Below are 16,956 nucleotides of genomic sequence, written 5' to 3'. Positions count from 1 at the left end.
CCCGCATGACCGGACATTACCCCAACACTCGCCTGCGTCGCACCCGTGCCACCGGCTGGAGCCGCGCGCTCCACCGCGAGACGGTGCTTACCCCATCTGACCTCATTTGGCCGCTGTTTGTCACTTCGGGGACGGACGTCGAGGAGCCTATCGCCACGCTGCCGGGCGTCTCGCGCTGGTCGGTCGACGGGATCGTGGCACGCGCCAAGGAAGCGGTGGACCTCGGCATTCCGGTGATCGCGCTGTTCCCCAACACCCCGCGCGAATTGCGTAGCGATGACGGGGCCGAGGCGCATAATCCCGACAACCTGATGTGCCAGGCTATCAAGGCGATCAAGGACGCCTGCGGGGACAGCATCGGCGTGCTGACCGACGTGGCGCTCGATCCCTATACCTCCCACGGGCAGGACGGGCTGGTGAATGACGCGGGCTATGTCGTAAATGACGAGACCGTGGCGATGCTGGTTGATCAGGCGGTCAATCAGGCGAATGCCGGCGCGGATATCATCGCCCCGTCGGACATGATGGATGGCCGCATCGGCGCGATCCGCCGCGCGCTGGAGATGAACGGGCACCCCAATGTCCAGATCATGTCCTATGCGGCGAAGTATGCGAGCGCCTTCTACGGCCCGTTCCGCGATGCGGTGGGCAGCGGCGGGCTGCTGAAGGGCGACAAGAAAGCCTACCAGATGGACCCCGCGAACGCTGACGAAGCGCTGCGCGAAGTGGCGATGGACATTGCCGAAGGTGCGGATTCGGTGATGGTGAAGCCGGGTCTCGCCTATCTCGACATCATCTACCGGGTGAAGCAGCGCTTCGACGTGCCCGTCTTCGCCTATCAGGTGAGCGGCGAATATGCGATGATCGAGGCCGCGCAGGCTGCCGGGATCGGCGATCGTGATGCGCTGGTCTTGGAAAAGCTGATCGCCTTCAAGCGCGCCGGGTGCAACGGGGTGCTGACCTATCACGCCGCGCATGTTGCCCGCCTGCTGAATGGCTGACGACCCACTGGCGACCGAACGGCTGATCCTGCGCCCGCCCGTGGCAGAGGATTTGCCGTGGGTGCTCGAACACATGAACACCGACAGCGTGATGCGCCATCTCGCCGGGGTGCGCGCGCCTGAGATGATGGCCGAGAGCCTCGCCGACGATATCGCCGCCTTCCACAGCGGCGGGCATCAGCGCTGGACAGTGTGGCTGCGTGACGGTGAGACGCGGGTGGGTCGCTGCGGGCTGTTCCATGTCCGCTCCCCCGCGGCCCCCAAAGCGCTTCAAGGTCAGCGCGAGAACGGCTGGACTTTCGCAGAGCCGCATTGGGGCCACGGCTATGCGACCGAGGCGGCGCGCGCCGTTATCGCCTATGCCTTCGATGAGCTCGCCTTGCCGGTGCTCTATTCGCAGACCAGCGATTCCAATGCGGCCTCGACCCGGATGATGCAGCGGCTTGGCTTCACCGCGCGGCCCGAGCTGGGCTACCACGATCCTGACTACCCGCCCGAAGACAACCCCACCACCGTATGGTCGATGGATGCACCCGCATGACCGAATTCCGCCACGAAACCGCCCGCCTGATCTTGCGCGATTGGCGCGCGGAGGATTGGCCCGTGTTCTGGGAGGCGACCAACACGCCTGCCGTGATGCGCTGGCTTGGCGGCGTGCAGGATGATGTGGCGCGCGCGGCGGGGGAGACGCGGATCGAGGGCTATGGGCGCGATCACGGCCACACCTTCTGGGTAGTTGAACGCAAGGAAGACAGCGCGCTGCTCGGCTTTTGCGGGTTGAAGCGCTCCAACCAGCCTGGCGGACCGCAGGGCATGATGGAAGTCGGCTGGCGGCTGCGCGAGGATGCTTGGGGGCAGGGATACGCGAAAGAGGCCGCCACCGCTTCGCTCGATCTCGCCTTCGACCGTTTCGGCGCGGATGAGGTGATTGCGCTGACGGTGCAGGGCAATACTGGCAGCTGGGGACTGATGCTCCGGCTCGGGATGGAGCGGCGCGCTGATCTCGATTTCGACAGCACCGACTTCGGCTCCGAAGATCCGCGCATCATCGCCTATGGCATTACCCTCGACCAATGGCGCGCGGCGGCATGACGGCGCCCGTGCTTACGACAGAGCGGCTGGTGCTGCGCCAGATCGGCGAGGGTGATCTGGATGCGCACATGGTACTGCTCAACACGCCTGCCGTGATGCGGCATCTCGGCGGGGTCCAGCCGCGCGCGGTGATTGCTGCCAAACACGCCGCTTCCCGCGCCAGCTTTGCCGCCGAGGGCTTCGGCTTCATGCTCGCCGAGGAACGCGACACCGGCGAAATCGTCGCCCATTGCGGGCTGCGCCGCATCGCCCATCCGCTCGCCCCCAATCCGACCGATCACGAAATCGGCTGGCTGGTGCGCGAGGATCGCTGGCGCATGGGCTATGCGCATGAAGCGATGCGGGAGGTGGTCGACTGGGGCTTCGCGGTGCACGCCGTGCCGCACCTGGTCGCTGTGACCTGCGAGGCCAATATCGGCAGTTGGCGGCTGATGGAAAAACTCGGCATGACGCGGCGGCCCGCGCTTGATTTTGACGATCCGGCGCTGGACCCGCATGAACGTCCGTTGATCCAATATGCCATCACCCGCGAAGAATGGAAAAGCCAGCAATGACACACCGACCGGGCGTCAACATCATCCCGATCCACGGCAACACGCCACGGATTCACGAAACCGCTTTCATCGCCCCCGGCTGCACGATCATCGGCGATGTCGAGATCGGCGCAGGCTCCTCGATCTGGTACAATTGCGTGCTGCGCGCCGACGTGTTCAGCATCCGCATCGGTGAGCGGACCAATGTGCAGGACGGGAGCGTGCTCCACTGCGACCCGCCGCGCCCGGGCGATCCCGATGGCTGCCCGCTGATCATCGGCGATGATGTGCTGATCGGCCATATGGCGGTGGTCCACGGCTGTACGATCCACGATCGCGGGTTCGTGGGCCTCGGCGCGATCGTGATGAACAAGGCGGTGATCGGGAGTGACGCGATGCTGGGTGCAGGCGCGATGCTGACCGAGCGCAAGGTGATCGAACCGCGCGAGCTGTGGGGCGGGCGTCCGGCGAGGAAGATGCGCGATCTCGATGACGCGGCGATTGCCGGGATGCGGATCGGCACGATGCACTATGCCGAGAATGCCAAGCACCATGCCGAGGCGGTTCGCACGGCGCTCGGCCAAGCAGGGGGATAATGGCGCGGCCCAAGCGGGACCTCCCCGGCGCCGAGGCCCTGCGCGCCTGCATCGATCCCGCTGGGCGGCTGGCGGTGCGCGTCACACCCGGCGCGCGCGATCAATCGATCGTGATTGCGGAGGGCGCGGTGCAGGTCAAAGTCCGCGCGCCGGCGGACAAGGGCGCTGCAAATGACGCGGTGATCGAATTGCTGGCCGAGGCGCTTGATTGCCCACCTTCGCGCCTGACCTTGCTGCGCGGCGCGACATCGCGGCAGAAGCTGTTCTGGGTGCAGGATTAAGCCGCGCGTTCGATCCGCAAGGCCGCGCCCCACAGCAGCAGCGCAAAGCCGAACGCCGCTCCCGCCGCAGCAAGGGGAGCCGTCAGACACAGTCCTCCGCCAATGACCGCGCCGAGCGCCAGCGCGCTCCACAAAAACCCATAGCCGCGCGTCGACGTGAGCGGCTGGCGATCGATCCGCGCCGCCAACCCCTGGCCGAAGCGCACCAGCGCGCCAGTCATGTAGGTCACGCCCACGGTCACCTCGCCATCGCGCACGAAGACATTATTGGCGAGGCCCATCGCCATCGCCGACGCGCCGAGGAAGAGGATGGGCAGCCCCGCTGCCAAAAGCCCCGCACCGGCACCCAGCAACGCCGCGACCAGCCCAAGCAGCACGCGTTTGCGGTGCCCACCCACCCGTCGCCCGATCACCGCACCGCCGATCACGCCCACGAGAAAGCAGGCGATCAACCCCAGCGGCGCGAGCGCCAGTGCGGGCCGCTCCACCAGCTCCACCCCCATGCGGGTGGTATTGCCCGACATGAAGGAGGTGAAGTAGCCCCCCGCCACCACAAACCCCGTCGCATCCACCAGCCCCGCCAATCCGGCAAGGCCGAGGGCAAGGCGTTGGCGGGCGGGGTCGTAGCGGTGCATCTCAGGCCGGTTGCTTCAGATATTTCATCATGTAGCCGACATAGTCGATCTTGCCGATCGCCAGACCCTCGGCGCGCAGGATCGCATAGGCCGCCATCAGGTGGAAATAGAACTGCGGCGTCGCCCAATCGCGGCAATATTCATGCGCCTGCATCACGAAGCCCATGCCGTTGGGGAGGTCGAACTCCACCATGTCGTTCGCGCTCGGCCAGGTGGCGGGATCGGTCGCGGCGACCATGTCTTTCGCCTTGGCAATCCGCGCGCGGGCATCGGCAAAGCTGGTGATGTCGCTCTCGTCCGAGGCCAGCTCGAGATTGCCGAGCCTGTTGAGCGCGGTGGTCACCTGATCGAGGGTAAAGCGGATCTGGGTGTGAAGCGGGAACATATCCTCAGCGAGCCGCGCTTGCAGCAGCGCCTCGCCCTTCGGATGCGCGCTGGCCTTGGCGACGAGATTGTCGAGCGTGCCGAGCATGTTGGTGTAGGTCGCCAAAGCAGCGGTGGCGTAGGACATGACTTCTCTCCCGATGGTGTGCGGGTGAGGTAGGCTCGGCTCAGTCCTTTATCAACGCCCGCAACGCTTCGATCCGGTCCGCCTCGTGCGCGGGCTTGTCCCAGCGGATGCGGTGGATGCGGGGGAAGCGCATGGCGAGGCCGCTCTTGTGGCGTTTGCTGGTGTGGACGCTGTCGAACGCCACCTCGAACACCAGTTCGCGCTTCACCTCGCGCACCGGGCCGAAGCGGTTCAGGGTGTTCTGCCGCACGAATTTGTCGAGCTGTTTCAGCTCAGCATCAGTGAAGCCGGTATAGGCCTTGCCGACGGGGAGCAACTCGGCGCCGGCATCGGGATCGCCGTCCCAGCAGCCGAAGGTGAAGTCCGAATGAAAGCTCGACCGCTTGCCGCTGCCGCGCTGAGCATACATCACCACGCAATCGATCAGCAGCGGATCGCGCTTCCACTTGTACCACAGCGCGACCTTGCGGCCCGCGACGTAAGGGCTGTCGCGATGCTTGAGCATCAGGCCCTCAATCGCCTCGTCGCGCGCGGTGTCGCGGATGGCGGCCAGCGCCGAGAAATCCTGGGCCTCGACCAGCGCGGACAGGTCGAAGTGCGACGCGGGCAGGCGCCCCATCAGCGCTTCGAGAGTCGCGCGGCGCGACTTCCACGGGTGTTCGCGCCAATCGGTGCCGTCCAGCAGCAGCACATCGTAGAGCCGCACGAAGGCGGGGGCCTCCTTCAACATCTTGCCCGAGACGGTCTTGCGCCCGAGCCGTTGCTGAAGCGCATTGAAACTCGCCGCACCGCCGGCCTCGCCGCCTTGGGTCGACCCGCGCACCAGCAGCTCGCCATCGAGCACCGCGTCCATCGGTAACACCGTGAGCATCTCGGGGAAGCTCGCCGAAATATCGTCGCCGGAGCGGGAGTAGACTCGCGTTTCCCCGCCTGCCCTGACCAATTGCACCCGGATGCCGTCCCATTTCCACTCGGCGGCGTAGTCTTTCAGATCCACCTCGCCATCCTCCAGCGGATGTGCGAGCATGAAGGGGCGGAAGCGTGGCACCCCGGGAAGATCGGGCGCAGGCCCGCCATCTGCGCCCCAGGCAAAGAGTTCGGTGTAAGGCGGGGTCAGCGCGTGCCAGTATTCCTCGACCTCTTCCACCGCGACACCGAAGGCCAGAGCAAAGGCGGTCTTGGCCAGGCGGGCCGAGACCCCGACGCGCATCCCGCCGGTGGCGAGCTTGATCAGGGCATAGCGGCCCTTGGCGTCCATCCGGTCGAACAGCAGCGGCAGTTTCTTCGGGGCCGTCGCGCGGGTGAGGGCGGATAGCCGCTCCACCACCTCGGCGAGGGTGAGAGGAGCTTGCGGCGCGGCATCCTCGGGTTCGGGCCACAGCAGGCTCGCGGTCTCGGCCGTATCGCCGACGAAATCGCGGCTCAGCGCCCACAGGACCGGATCGACCCGCTCCATCATCAGATTGCGGACGGTCGAGGATTTGACCGCCGGAAAATCCAACCCGTCGGTCAAGCCCGCCAACGCCCAGCCGCGATCGGGATCAGGCGCGCTGCGCAGATAGGCCGCGATCAGCGCCAGTTTGCGGTTGCGGCTTGTGGTGTAGACTAGCGCGTCGAGAAGGGCGGCGAATTCCTCCATCAGCCCTGATCCAACCGTTCATCGATCCGTTCATTGCAGCGCCATATGGATCGGCTAAAGGGCGTCGCCGACGCCGCATGGGTGCGCGTCTTAAACAAGGATTTGCCGCTATGAAGTTTGCTCCGCTTGCTGCTCTGGGCCTTGCCGTCGCTGCCCTCACGACCCCGGCTTTCGCTGACGACAGCGCGCCCACTGCCGCGACCGCAGCGGCCTTCACCATTGATACGCCGATCGAAGCGCTGATGGCAGACGAGCGCGCCAAGGCCATCGTCGCCAAGCATTTCAACGGGATGGACCTGACGCAGCACCCGGCCTACGAACAGTTCAAGTCGCTGAGCCTCAAGTCGGTCGCGCCCTTCTCGCAGGGGATGATTACCGAAGACATGCTGACCAAGATCAGCGCCGATCTGGCCGAGATCAAGTAAGCCTGAAAAAACGGGGACGGGGAGTTCAGTCATCCTCGTCCTCGTAACCCACCAGCGCCAGCGCCCGCGCGCGGCGTTGGCTGAGTTCGCACCAGCGCAGCAGCGCTTCCTCGCGGCCGTGGGTGATCCAGGTTTCCTGTGGGTTCACCTCCGTGATGGTGCGGGTGAGCTCGTTCCAGTCGGCATGGTCGGAGATCACCAGCGGCAATTCGACCCCCCGCTGCCGGGCACGGGCGCGGACCCGCATCCAGCCGCTCGCCATCGCAGTGATGGGATCGGGCAGGCGGCGGCTCCAGCGGTCGTTCAACGCTGAGGGCGGGGCGACCACGATCGCGCCGCGCATCTGATCCTTGGTCGCATCGCTGACGAGGCGCAGATCGCCCAGCATCACGCCATGTTCTTCGTACAGCCGACACATCGCTTCCATCGCGCCGTGGAGCCAGATCGTGTCCGTGTGGCCCGCCGCGCGCAATTCCGCGATCACCCGCTGCGCCTTGCCCAGCGCATAGGCGCCGACGAGGATGCAGGCGTCGGGGTTTTCCGTCCGCGCGTCGAGCAGCTTGCCGATTTCCTCGGTGATGGGCGGGTGGGTGAAGACCGGTAGGCCGAAGGTCGCCTCGGTGATGAAGATATCGCAGGGGGTGACTTCGAAAGGTGCGCAGGTCGGATCGGGCGCGCGCTTGTAGTCACCGGTGATGATCACCCGCTCGCCCGCGTGTTCCAGCAGGATTTGCGCCGAGCCGAGCACATGGCCTGCGGGCAGGAAGGTCGCCGATACACCGCTGCCGAGGCTGATGCTCTCACCATACTCCACCCGCACCGCGCCGTCCGAAGTTGCGTAGCGCAACTTCATGATCGCCAGCGTTGCCGGGGTCGCGATGGTTTCCCCATGCCCGCCACGCGCATGGTCGGCATGGCCATGCGTCACCAACGCCCGCGGCACCGCGCGCGAGGGATCGACCCAGATGTCGGCCGGGACGACATGGATGCCGTGCGGCTCAGGCCGGATCCAGGAGAATGGGGCGGTCATTGTGCACTAAACAAAAAGGGCGCGAGAGATGTTCCTCTCTCGCGCCCCGTTTTGCGTTTTGGTTGGCCTCATCCCTCGTCCGTCTCGGTCGCGGGCTTCTTTGCGGGCGCCTTCTTCTTCGTCGAGACCTTCTTCACCGGCTTCACCTTGGGCGGGGCCGGGGTCATTTCGAAGGACGGCTTGTTGTCCTTGATGCTGACATGCACCTCGCCGCCATCGGCCAGCTTGCCGAACAACAGTTCCTCGGCGAGCGGCTGCTTGATCTTGTCCTGGATCAGGCGAGACATCGGGCGGGCGCCGTAGAGCTTGTCGTAACCCTTGTCCCCCAGCCACGTGCGCGCGTCGCTGTCGAACTGGATGTGGACGTTCTGTTCGGCCAGCTGCAATTCCAGCTGGAGAATGAACTTGTCGACCACGCGGGCAACGATGCTCTTGCCGAGATAGGCGAAGGGCACGATCGCATCCAACCGGTTGCGGAATTCGGGGGTGAACATCTTGTTCACCGCCTCAGTCCCGGCGTCGGCCTTCGACACATCGCCAAACCCGATCCCGCTTCGCGCCATGTCGGACGCACCGGCGTTGGTAGTCATGATCAGCACGACATTGCGGAAATCGACCGTCTTGCCGTGGTGATCGGTCAGGCGGCCATTATCCATCACCTGCAACAGGATGTTGAACAGGTCAGGGTGGGCCTTCTCGATCTCGTCAAGCAGCAGCACGCAATGCGGGTTCTGATCGACGGCATCGGTGAGGAGGCCGCCCTGATCATAACCGACATAGCCCGGAGGCGCGCCGATCAGGCGGGAGACCGAGTGGCGCTCCATATATTCCGACATGTCGAAGCGCTTCAGTTCGATCCCCATGATCGTGGCGAGCTGGCGCGCGACTTCGGTCTTGCCGACGCCGGTGGGGCCGCTGAACAGGAACGAGCCGATCGGCTTGTCCGGATCGCGCAGGCCTGCGCGGCTCAGCTTCATGGCGGTGGCAAGGCGGGTGATCGCCTCGTCTTGCCCGAACACCACGTGCTTCAGATCGCGTTCGAGGTTTTCGAGCGCTTTCTTGTCGTCTTTGCTTACCGATTTGGGCGGGATACGCGCCATCGTCGCGATGACCAATTCGATCTCACGCGCGGTGATGGTCTTTTTGCGCCGGCTTGGCGGGACGAGCATCTGCATCGCGCCGACTTCGTCGATCACGTCGATCGCCTTGTCGGGCAGCTTGCGGTCATTGATGTAACGTGCCGACAGCTCCACCGCGGTCTTGATCGCATCGGGCGTGTACTTGACCTTGTGGTGTTCTTCGAAGGCCGAACGCAGACCCTTGAGGATCTTGATCGTGTCTTCGATGGTCGGCTCGTTCACATCGATCTTCTGGAACCGGCGCAGCAGGGCGCGGTCCTTTTCGAAGTGGTTGCGGAATTCCTTGTAGGTGGTCGATCCGATGCAACGGATCGCGCCGCTCGAAAGGGCGGGCTTGAGCAGATTCGACGCATCCATCGCCCCGCCGCTGGTCGCGCCAGCGCCGATGACAGTGTGAATCTCGTCGATGAACAGCACCGCATTGGGCATGGCTTCAAGCTCAGTCACGACCTGCTTCAAGCGCTCTTCAAAGTCGCCGCGATAGCGCGTGCCCGCGAGTAGCGCGCCCATGTCGAGCGAGTAGATCACCGCGGGCAGCAGCACTTCGGGCACATCGCCTTCGATGATCTTGCGCGCCAGACCTTCGGCAATCGCGGTTTTCCCGACGCCGGGATCGCCGACGTAAAGCGGGTTGTTCTTGGAACGGCGGCAGAGGATCTGGATCGTCCGGTCAACCTCCGGCCCGCGCCCGATCAGCGGATCGATCTTGCCGCTTTCGGCCTTGGCGTTGAGGTTGACGGTGAACTGGTCGAGCGCCGTTTCCTTCTTGTTGCCGCCGCCCGCTTCCTTGGTCTGCGCAGGCTCATCCGCCTTGTCGGTGCCCTGCGGAGTCTTGGGCTCCATCTGGCGGCCACCCTTGCCGATGCCGTGGCTGATAAAGCTCACCGCATCGAGCCGGCTCATGTCCTGCTGCTGGAGGAAATAGACCGCGTAGCTATCGCGTTCCGAGAACAGCGCGACCAGCACATTGGCGCCTGTGACGGTGTCCTTGCCCGAGGATTGGACGTGCAGGATCGCGCGCTGGATCACCCGCTGGAAACCAGCGGTCGGCTGCGGATCGGCGCCGTCTTCGGTCTTGAGGGATTGGTATTCCTGATCGAGATACTGCTTCACGACCTCGCCAAGCTCAGCCAGATCGACACCGCAGGCTGCCATGACAGCGGCGGCGTCCTCATCGTCGATCAGCGCCAAGAGCAGGTGTTCGAGCGTGGCATATTCATGCCGCCGCTCGGACGCATTGCCGAGTGCGTTGTGCAGCGTGCGTTCGAGGTTCTGGGCGAAGCTGGGCATGGGAGAGGCCTCTATCTGCGGGAGGATGCTCGTGGCGAAGGAGCGGGGGAAGCCAGTTTCCGACAATATGGGATGGGCTGCGCAAATTGCGAATCCCCTAAGGGTGATACGCTGAACAATACCGCGCGGATCATCCGCCGCCCTTCCCAAACAGCGCATCGGCAGCTGTGCGGTGGGCGGCCGCCTTGTCGCGGTGGGCCGTCACCCGGGCAATCTCGTTTTCGAGCAGGGCGATCCGTTCGTCCAGTTCGGCCTGCGAATAGGGGGCGAGGTCCTCGTGTCCGAGGCGACTTGCCGCGTCTCCGCTGGGCCGTGGGCGATCGGGTTCTTCCATTCCGCCGCAGCATCAGGCCCAAGCGGCTTGCTGTCAATCGGCGAGACGGTTATTCGCACATGAGACATAGTTAACTGCGGTGGATTGGGGGCAGATTATAATGGTTTCAAGCAGCGGGGTCGACTTGCCGGAGACCATGCAATCGATTGGCTTCGACGCGCCGGGCGTGCCGGACGTGCTGCAGCTCCAGACCAGCCCGCTTCCGCGCCTGCGGCCTGACGATGTGTTGATCCGTGTCGCCTATGCCGGGGTCAACCGCCCTGATTGCCTGCAACGCGCGGGCGCCTACCCGCCGCCGCCGGGGGCCTCGCCTTTGCTGGGTCTGGAAGTGTCGGGCGAGATTGTCGCGGTCGGTACCGAAGTCCCGCGCGAGATGATCGGGCAATATGTCGCAGCCCTCACGCCGGGCGGCGGCTACGCCGAATATTGCGCTGCGCACTGGCAGCACTGCCTGCCGGTGCCTGAAGGAATGCTGCTGGCCGAAGCCGCCGCACTGCCCGAAACCTTGTTCACCGTGTGGCACAACCTGTTCGAGCGCGGCCTAGCCCGTGATGGCGAGCGGGTGCTGATCCACGGCGGCACGTCCGGCATCGGCACAATGGCGATCATGCTCGCCAAAGCTTTCGGGCTTGAGGCGATCGTGACCTGCGGCGACACCGCCAAATGCGCCGCCGCGACCCGGATCGGCGCAGATCTCGCGATCAATTACCGCGAGACCGACTATGTCGAGGCGGTCATGGCTCATACCGAGGGCAAGGGCGTGCACGTGGTGCTCGACATGGTCTCGGGCGACTATGTCGCGCGCAACCTCAAGTGTCTGGCCGAAGATGGCCGCCACGTCACCATCGCGGTGCTGGGCGGTGCGAAGGCCGACATCAATATGGCGGTGGTGATGATGCGCCGCCTGACCCTGACCGGATCGACCCTGCGCCCGCGCTCCGACAGCTTCAAATCCGCGCTCGCTGACGAGATCGCGGACAACGCCTGGCCGTTGTTCGCCGATGGCGAGCTGTCGCCGGTGATGGATATGACCTTCCCCCTCGCCGAAGCCGCCGCCGCTCATGAACGCATGGAAGCGGGCGATCACATCGGCAAGATCGTGCTGGAAGTGGCCGGTGGCTGACGCGCTGACTCTCCACGAGGATCCCCGCAGCGGCAATTGCTACAAGATCAAGCTGACCGCCGCGCTGCTCGGGTTGCCGCTGGCGACCCGCGCCTATGACATCATGAAGGGCGAGACCCGGACGCCGGAGTTTCTCGCGTGCGTGAATGCCAATGGCCGCATCCCCGTGCTTCAGATCGGAGAAGGGGCTGCTGCGCGCTTCCTGCCCGAAAGCAATGCGGCCTGCTGGTATCTTGCCCATGGTTCTACGCTGATCTCGGCGGACCGCTTCGCGCAGGCCGACATGCTGCGCTGGATGTTCTTCGAACAATACAACCACGAACCCAATATCGCCACGCTCCGCTTCTGGCTGCACTTCGTGGGCGAGGCGAACCTTTCGGAGCAGCAGCGCGCGCAGATCATGGCTAAACGCATGGCGGGCTGCGCGGCGCTCGATTTAATGAACAAGCATCTGGCGAACCACGCATTTTTCTGTGGCGAGGCCGTGACGCTCGCGGACATTGCCTTGTTCCCGTACACGCACGTAGCGGAGGAGGGCGGCTTCGGCCTGCGCGATTACCCGCACATCCTCAGCTGGATCGCGCGGGTGCAGGCTCTCCCCGGGTTCATCGCGATGGACTGATCCGGGGGATTGACCCGGCCCTGACCGAAAACTGACCCGGAACCGTCACTTGGCTGTGAGTCCCCTGTAACATTTCGCTGCCACAGGGTGGGCCAGCGACATGACATCCGGGGATTTCCCATGACGGCTGCCGACCTGACCGACATCATCACCGACAACATCACGAGCCTGCCGCTCAACCCACCCCGCATCCCCGAGCCTGTGGGGACGGAACGTCGCTCCTATCGCACGATCTGGATCAGCGATGTCCACCTCGGTACCAAGGGCTGCAATGCCGAGCTGTTGATCGACTTCCTCGACCATACTGACAGCGAGACGATGTACCTGGTCGGCGACATCATCGATGGCTGGCGGTTGAAGAAAAAGTTCTACTGGCCCGCCGCGCATAACGACATCGTCTGGCGCATCCTGAAGCGCGCGCATCGCGGCACCCGGATCGTCTATATCCCGGGCAACCATGACGAGATGTTCCGCCAATTCACCGGATTGAACTTCGGCGGCATCGAAATCCGCCGCGCAGCCTTCCATGACACTGCCGATGGCCGCCGGTTGATGGTGCTGCATGGCGACGAATTCGATGCCGTGATGCTCTCGCACCGCTGGCTCGCCTTCGTGGGTGACCATGCCTATCATCTGATGATGAAGTGCAACATCGCGGTGAACACCGTGAGGCGCTGGCTGGGCAAGCCCTATTGGTCGTTGTCCAAGGCGGCCAAGCACAAGGTCAAGAACGCGGTCGAATTCATCGGCAAGTATGAAGAGGTCGTCGCCCGCGCGGCTGGCGAGCGCGGGGTTGACGGCGTGGTGTGCGGGCACATCCACACCGCCGAATTCCGGATGTTCGAGCACCACGGCAAGCCGGTCGAATACTGGAACGACGGCGATTGGGTCGAGGGCTGCAACGCGCTGGTCGAACATCACGACGGGCGGATGGAGATTCTCCACTGGCCCGAAGAGATGAAGCGGCGGGAGCGTGCCGATGCGCCGATGGATACCCCCGCCGATACCCCCGAGCGTGTGGCGGCGTGACGCCAGCTTCGATCGCCATCATTACCGATGCCTGGCATCCGCAAACCAATGGCGTGGTGCGCACGCTTTCGACCACTTGCGAGGTGCTGCGCGGCTGGGGTCATCAGGTCACGGTGATTTCGCCCGAGGGTTATCCCTCAATCCCGGCGCCGACCTATCCCGAAATCCGACTAGCGCTGACGGCCCCCGGCGCGGTCGGGCGCCAATTGGCGCGAATCGCGCCTGACGCGGTGCACATCGCCACCGAAGGCCCGCTTGGGCTGGCGGCGCGGCGCTATTGCCTGAGGCGCAAGGTGCCTTTCACCACCGCCTACCACACCCAGTTCCCCGATTATTTCGCGCGGCGCACCGGCCTGCCGGCTAGCACCTTCTGGCCCTATATCCGCTGGTTCCACCGCCCGGCGCAGCGCATCATGGTCGCAACCGAGACGATCCGCGCGTGCTTGCGCGAACAGGGCCTGACCCAGCTCACCCATTGGAGCCGCGGGGTCGATCTCGTCTGCTTTTCGCCCAAAGCCCCGCCGCCGCCCGAATATGCCGAGATCGCGGGACCAATCCTGCTCTATGTCGGTCGGGTCGCGGTCGAGAAGAACATCGAAGCCTTCCTCGCCTGCCCCTATCCCGGCACCAAGGTGGTGGTGGGCGATGGCCCGGCCCGCGCGGCGCTGGCGGCGAAGTTTCCGCAAGCGTTGTTCCTCGGCAAGCGGTCGGGGGTTGAGCTGGCGGGCTGCTATGCTGGGGCGGATGTGTTCGTCTTCCCCAGTCGCACCGACACCTTCGGCCTCGTCATGATCGAAGCGCTCGCCTGCGGGACGCCCGTTGCCGCTTTCCCCGTGGCAGGCCCGCTCGATATCGTCACCGATGCGGTGGGTGCCATGTCCGAAGACCTCACCCGCGCGATCGACGCCGCTCGCTATTGCGACCGCGCAGCCTGCGCCGCCTATGCCGCCAGCTATTCGTGGGAAGCGGCCACACGCCAGTTCCTCGCCGGTCTGGTCGCGCTGGAAGAGGAGGAAGCGGTTTCGCTGCAAGCGATGCCCGCTTTCTGAATCCATTCCTTGCCGTTTTCGCGGCATTCGCCTATTTAGGAATCCAAGGCGGCCGCTCCGAAAGGGGCGGCCCTTTCATTTTCAACGGAGATTCCCACCATGGCGATCAAGGATCAGCCCAAGCCGCTGATGCCGCATGCCACCGCGACCTGGCTAGTGGACAACACCGCGCTCTCGTTCGAGCAGATTGCCGAGTTCTGCGGACTTCATATCCTCGAAGTGCAGGCAATGGCCGATGACCTTGCAGGCAGCAAGTACACCGGGCGCGATCCGGTCCACTCGGGCGAGCTGACGCAGGGCGAGATCGAGAAGGGACAGGCCGACGCGACCTATTCGCTGCGGATGCACAAGGCCCCGGTCGAAGTGACTCGCACCAAGGGGCCGCGTTACACCCCTGTGTCGAAGCGTCAGGACAAGCCGGATGGCATCGCCTGGATCCTGCGTAATCATCCCGAAGTGTCGGACGCGCAGATCGGCAAGCTGATTGGCACGACCCGCAACACTATCGGCGCTCTGCGCGACCGGACGCACTGGAACATCCAGAACATCACGCCGAAGGATCCGGTGACGTTGGGCCTGTGTTCGCAGCGTGAGCTTGACGCGATGGTCGCCAAGGCTGCCAAGCGCGCCGGAATCACCGAAGACGTCGATGCCCCGGTCAAGTCCGATCGCAATGATCGCGAGAACCTGATCGCGGAACTGCGCGCCGAACGCGACGCCAACGTCAAGGCCGCCGGGCAAGCCGCGCAGGAAGCCGAGGCCGAAGCCTGGCTCGCCGCGCGCCGCGCTGCCGAAGCCGCCGAACAGAAGATCGACCCGGAAAGCGGGTTTATCTCCAACTGAGATATGGTGCCGGGGCGCGTTTGAGCCGCCCCGGCAACCCCTCCACGCCGCTTGCCAAAAAGCGGCATAGCGCCCGCGAGTTTCGCTTGTGCGCCATGTGATTGTCAGCCAATATTACTGACATGCCTGTCAGTAACGCTGCCTATCACCACCCCACTCCCCTCAACACCCGGTTCGAGCCGGTGAGCTTGCCCGCGATGCTGGAACGCAGCGTTCGCGCCAATCCGGACGCGCCGTTTCTGCATTTCCTGGGGCGGACCTACAGCTACCAGGAGATCTTCGCGCAGGCGCAGGCCTTTGCGTTGGGGCTGACCGAAATGGGGATCGCCAAGGGCGACCGTGTCGGCCTGTTCCTGCCCAATGTCCCGATCTATGCCGCCGCCTATTACGGGGCGATGATGGCGGGCGCCGTGGTGGTGAACTTCTCGCCGCTCTATTCGGTTGAGGAATTGAGCTGGCAGGTCGGCGACAGCGGCACGCGGGTGCTGGTGACGCTGGACGTGCCGGAACTCTACAAAACGGCCAAGAAGGTGCTCGACGGAACAGCGCTGGAGACGCTGGTGGTGGGCTCACTCTCCGCAATGCTGCCGTGGTACAAGGGGCTGGCGCTGAAGCTGCTCAAGCGCAGCCAGATCGCGGATGTCGCCTATGGCCCGAAGGTGCGTCGCTGGACGGATATGACGCCGAACGGCCCGCCCCCTCCCGTCGAAGTCACCGCGCAAGACCTTGCCTTGTTGCAATACACCGGCGGCACCACCGGACGGCCCAAGGGGGCGATGCTGGGGCATGACCAGCTGAGCGTGAACGCCCAGCAGGTCGCCGCGATCAATCCCTTCGGCAATGCGCGGGACGAGGTGTTCATGGGGGCGCTGCCGTTCTTCCACGTCTTCGCCAACACCGCGCTGCTCAATCACGCCTGCGTCACCGGTGCCTCGATTGCGATGGTACCGCGGTTTGAGACCAAGCAGGTTTTACAGACGATCCAGAAATATCGTTGCACCGGTTTTCCCGGCGTGCCGACGATGTTTCAGGCGATGCTCGATCACCCAGATTTGGCCAAGACCGACCTCTCCAGCCTGAAGATCTGCATTTCGGGCGGCGCGCCTATGCCCGGTCCGGTGCATGTGCGCTTCGAGGAAGCGACCGGCGTGCGGCTGGTTGAAGGCTACGGCCTTACCGAAAGCGCGGGCGTCGTCTCAGCCAATCCCTATGATGGCACCCGCAAGCGCGGCACCATCGGCCAGCTGGTGCCGGGGACGGAAGTAATCCTGCTCGACAAGGAGCACCCCGAAAACCTCGCTCCCGAAGGCGAGCCGGGCGAACTCGCCGTCCACGGCCCGCAGGTGATGCGCGGTTACTGGAACCGGCCCGAAACCGACGCTGAAACTTTCGTGGAGCGGGACGGCAAGCGGTACCTGCGCACCGGCGATGTCGCGCGGATCGACGAGGATGGGTTCCTCGAGATCGTCGACCGCATCAAGGACATGATCGCGGTGGGCGGCTTCAAGGTATTCCCCAGCGTGGTCGAGGACGTGATTCTCGAACACCCGGCGGTCAAAGAGGCGTTGGTGATCGGTGTTCCCGAGGAATATCGCGGCGAAGTGCCACGCGCTTATGTGACACTGAACGAAGGCGTTGCAGCCACCGGCGAGGAGCTGGCGGGCTGGCTCAATGCCAAGATCGGCAAGCATGAACGCGTCGATCAGGTGGTGGTGCGTGAAAGTCTGCCCAAGACGATCATCGGCAAGCTGGACCGCAAGACGCTGCGGGCCGAGGTGCTGTAA

General features: G+C 64.6%; 19 protein-coding genes. 13 read left to right on the top strand and 6 right to left on the bottom strand.

The window, feature by feature from the left end:
* The first annotated feature begins 5 nt into the window (after positions 1 to 5).
* Genes hemB through GRI59_RS03385 form a run of 6 tightly spaced genes read left to right on the top strand, consistent with a single transcriptional unit; the run spans position 6 to position 3,503 of the window.
* Entirely contained in the window at positions 6 to 1,001 is a 996-nt protein-coding gene (hemB, locus tag GRI59_RS03410) for a porphobilinogen synthase (RefSeq protein WP_160759781.1), read from the top strand.
* Positions 994 to 1,542, top strand: coding sequence for a GNAT family N-acetyltransferase (locus GRI59_RS03405; RefSeq protein ID WP_160759780.1), 549 nt, complete (start codon positions 994 to 996; stop codon positions 1,540 to 1,542). Before hemB ends, GRI59_RS03405 begins: the two co-directional genes overlap by 8 nt.
* Positions 1,539 to 2,093, top strand: coding sequence for a GNAT family N-acetyltransferase (locus GRI59_RS03400; RefSeq protein ID WP_160759779.1), 555 nt, complete (start codon positions 1,539 to 1,541; stop codon positions 2,091 to 2,093). Before GRI59_RS03405 ends, GRI59_RS03400 begins: the two co-directional genes overlap by 4 nt.
* Entirely contained in the window at positions 2,090 to 2,647 is a 558-nt protein-coding gene (locus GRI59_RS03395) for a GNAT family N-acetyltransferase (protein WP_160759778.1), read from the top strand. The genes GRI59_RS03400 and GRI59_RS03395 overlap by 4 nt, the downstream gene beginning before the upstream one ends.
* Positions 2,644 to 3,222, top strand: a complete 579-nt coding sequence (locus tag GRI59_RS03390) for a gamma carbonic anhydrase family protein (RefSeq protein ID WP_160759777.1) — start codon at positions 2,644 to 2,646, stop codon at positions 3,220 to 3,222. The genes GRI59_RS03395 and GRI59_RS03390 overlap by 4 nt, the downstream gene beginning before the upstream one ends.
* The gene (locus GRI59_RS03385; RefSeq protein ID WP_160759776.1) at positions 3,222 to 3,503 is read left to right on the top strand and encodes a DUF167 domain-containing protein; all 282 of its coding nucleotides are present in this window, start codon (positions 3,222 to 3,224) and stop codon (positions 3,501 to 3,503) included. Before GRI59_RS03390 ends, GRI59_RS03385 begins: the two co-directional genes overlap by 1 nt.
* Here the strand turns inward: GRI59_RS03385 and GRI59_RS03380 are convergent.
* The 3 genes from GRI59_RS03380 to GRI59_RS03370 are packed head-to-tail and all read right to left on the bottom strand — an operon-like array spanning position 3,500 to position 6,288.
* On the bottom strand, positions 3,500 to 4,138 hold the full coding sequence (locus GRI59_RS03380) for a YoaK family protein (RefSeq protein WP_160759775.1): 639 nt from the start codon (positions 4,136 to 4,138) through the stop codon (positions 3,500 to 3,502). The genes GRI59_RS03385 and GRI59_RS03380 overlap by 4 nt on opposite strands.
* Before the next feature lies 1 nt (position 4,139).
* A complete protein-coding gene (locus GRI59_RS03375; RefSeq protein ID WP_160759774.1) occupies positions 4,140 to 4,649 on the bottom strand; it encodes a DUF1993 domain-containing protein in 510 nt (169 codons plus the stop codon).
* A 40-nt stretch (positions 4,650 to 4,689) separates the two neighbouring features.
* Positions 4,690 to 6,288, bottom strand: a complete 1,599-nt coding sequence (locus GRI59_RS03370; protein WP_160759773.1) for a cisplatin damage response ATP-dependent DNA ligase — start codon at positions 6,286 to 6,288, stop codon at positions 4,690 to 4,692.
* A gap of 110 nt (positions 6,289 to 6,398) precedes the next feature.
* Between GRI59_RS03370 and GRI59_RS03365 the strand changes: the two genes are divergently transcribed.
* Positions 6,399 to 6,713, top strand: coding sequence for a hypothetical protein (locus GRI59_RS03365; protein ID WP_160759772.1), 315 nt, complete (start codon positions 6,399 to 6,401; stop codon positions 6,711 to 6,713).
* Between the two features lie 25 nt (positions 6,714 to 6,738).
* On the opposite strand, the gene GRI59_RS03360 is transcribed toward GRI59_RS03365, so the two are convergent.
* The 3 genes from GRI59_RS03360 to GRI59_RS03350 all read right to left on the bottom strand — a co-directional run bounded on the left by GRI59_RS03360 (position 6,739) and on the right by GRI59_RS03350 (position 10,506).
* Positions 6,739 to 7,743 (bottom strand): ligase-associated DNA damage response exonuclease, encoded by a 1,005-nt coding sequence (locus tag GRI59_RS03360; RefSeq protein WP_160759771.1) that lies wholly within the window; start codon positions 7,741 to 7,743, stop codon positions 6,739 to 6,741.
* A 68-nt stretch (positions 7,744 to 7,811) separates the two neighbouring features.
* Positions 7,812 to 10,172: an ATP-dependent Clp protease ATP-binding subunit ClpA gene (gene clpA, locus GRI59_RS03355; RefSeq protein WP_160759770.1), complete on the bottom strand. Its 2,361-nt coding sequence runs from the start codon at positions 10,170 to 10,172 to the stop codon at positions 7,812 to 7,814.
* A gap of 130 nt (positions 10,173 to 10,302) precedes the next feature.
* Entirely contained in the window at positions 10,303 to 10,506 is a 204-nt protein-coding gene (locus GRI59_RS03350; protein WP_160759769.1) for a DUF1192 domain-containing protein, read from the bottom strand.
* Between the two features lie 100 nt (positions 10,507 to 10,606).
* Between GRI59_RS03350 and GRI59_RS03345 the strand changes: the two genes are divergently transcribed.
* From GRI59_RS03345 to GRI59_RS03320, 6 genes are all read left to right on the top strand, one after another.
* The gene (locus GRI59_RS03345) at positions 10,607 to 11,629 is read left to right on the top strand and encodes an NAD(P)H-quinone oxidoreductase (RefSeq protein ID WP_237440653.1); all 1,023 of its coding nucleotides are present in this window, start codon (positions 10,607 to 10,609) and stop codon (positions 11,627 to 11,629) included.
* The gene (locus tag GRI59_RS03340; RefSeq protein ID WP_160759768.1) at positions 11,622 to 12,251 is read left to right on the top strand and encodes a glutathione binding-like protein; all 630 of its coding nucleotides are present in this window, start codon (positions 11,622 to 11,624) and stop codon (positions 12,249 to 12,251) included. The genes GRI59_RS03345 and GRI59_RS03340 overlap by 8 nt, the downstream gene beginning before the upstream one ends.
* Before the next feature lie 120 nt (positions 12,252 to 12,371).
* Positions 12,372 to 13,280, top strand: a complete 909-nt coding sequence (locus GRI59_RS03335; protein ID WP_160759767.1) for a UDP-2,3-diacylglucosamine diphosphatase — start codon at positions 12,372 to 12,374, stop codon at positions 13,278 to 13,280.
* The gene (locus GRI59_RS03330; protein WP_160759766.1) at positions 13,277 to 14,329 is read left to right on the top strand and encodes a glycosyltransferase; all 1,053 of its coding nucleotides are present in this window, start codon (positions 13,277 to 13,279) and stop codon (positions 14,327 to 14,329) included. Before GRI59_RS03335 ends, GRI59_RS03330 begins: the two co-directional genes overlap by 4 nt.
* Positions 14,330 to 14,428: 99 nt before the next feature.
* Positions 14,429 to 15,172, top strand: coding sequence for a DUF1013 domain-containing protein (locus GRI59_RS03325; protein WP_160759765.1), 744 nt, complete (start codon positions 14,429 to 14,431; stop codon positions 15,170 to 15,172).
* A gap of 122 nt (positions 15,173 to 15,294) precedes the next feature.
* Positions 15,295 to 16,956 carry a long-chain-fatty-acid--CoA ligase gene (locus tag GRI59_RS03320; RefSeq protein ID WP_160759764.1) on the top strand — a complete coding sequence of 554 codons (1,662 nt, stop codon included), beginning with the start codon at positions 15,295 to 15,297 and terminating at the stop codon, positions 16,954 to 16,956.

Origin of the sequence: Erythrobacter ramosus (genome assembly GCF_009828055.1) — a bacterium.
In the GTDB taxonomy this organism is placed as follows: domain Bacteria; phylum Pseudomonadota; class Alphaproteobacteria; order Sphingomonadales; family Sphingomonadaceae; genus Erythrobacter; species Erythrobacter ramosus.
The sequence above is the reverse complement of the archived record's forward strand: the minus strand, read 5'-3'. Positions and strand labels throughout refer to the sequence as shown.

Coding starts and splice junctions, on each gene's coding strand:
- hemB (WP_160759781.1), top strand. CDS start 6: ATGACCGGACATTACCCCAACACTCGCCTGCGTCGCACCCGTGCCACC.
- GRI59_RS03405 (WP_160759780.1), top strand. CDS start 994: ATGGCTGACGACCCACTGGCGACCGAACGGCTGATCCTGCGCCCGCCC.
- GRI59_RS03400 (WP_160759779.1), top strand. CDS start 1,539: ATGACCGAATTCCGCCACGAAACCGCCCGCCTGATCTTGCGCGATTGG.
- GRI59_RS03395 (WP_160759778.1), top strand. CDS start 2,090: ATGACGGCGCCCGTGCTTACGACAGAGCGGCTGGTGCTGCGCCAGATC.
- GRI59_RS03390 (WP_160759777.1), top strand. CDS start 2,644: ATGACACACCGACCGGGCGTCAACATCATCCCGATCCACGGCAACACG.
- GRI59_RS03385 (WP_160759776.1), top strand. CDS start 3,222: ATGGCGCGGCCCAAGCGGGACCTCCCCGGCGCCGAGGCCCTGCGCGCC.
- GRI59_RS03380 (WP_160759775.1), bottom strand. CDS start 4,138: ATGCACCGCTACGACCCCGCCCGCCAACGCCTTGCCCTCGGCCTTGCC.
- GRI59_RS03375 (WP_160759774.1), bottom strand. CDS start 4,649: ATGTCCTACGCCACCGCTGCTTTGGCGACCTACACCAACATGCTCGGC.
- GRI59_RS03370 (WP_160759773.1), bottom strand. CDS start 6,288: ATGGAGGAATTCGCCGCCCTTCTCGACGCGCTAGTCTACACCACAAGC.
- GRI59_RS03365 (WP_160759772.1), top strand. CDS start 6,399: ATGAAGTTTGCTCCGCTTGCTGCTCTGGGCCTTGCCGTCGCTGCCCTC.
- GRI59_RS03360 (WP_160759771.1), bottom strand. CDS start 7,743: ATGACCGCCCCATTCTCCTGGATCCGGCCTGAGCCGCACGGCATCCAT.
- clpA (WP_160759770.1), bottom strand. CDS start 10,172: ATGCCCAGCTTCGCCCAGAACCTCGAACGCACGCTGCACAACGCACTC.
- GRI59_RS03350 (WP_160759769.1), bottom strand. CDS start 10,506: ATGGAAGAACCCGATCGCCCACGGCCCAGCGGAGACGCGGCAAGTCGC.
- GRI59_RS03345 (WP_237440653.1), top strand. CDS start 10,607: ATGGTTTCAAGCAGCGGGGTCGACTTGCCGGAGACCATGCAATCGATT.
- GRI59_RS03335 (WP_160759767.1), top strand. CDS start 12,372: ATGACGGCTGCCGACCTGACCGACATCATCACCGACAACATCACGAGC.
- GRI59_RS03325 (WP_160759765.1), top strand. CDS start 14,429: ATGGCGATCAAGGATCAGCCCAAGCCGCTGATGCCGCATGCCACCGCG.
- GRI59_RS03320 (WP_160759764.1), top strand. CDS start 15,295: ATGCCTGTCAGTAACGCTGCCTATCACCACCCCACTCCCCTCAACACC.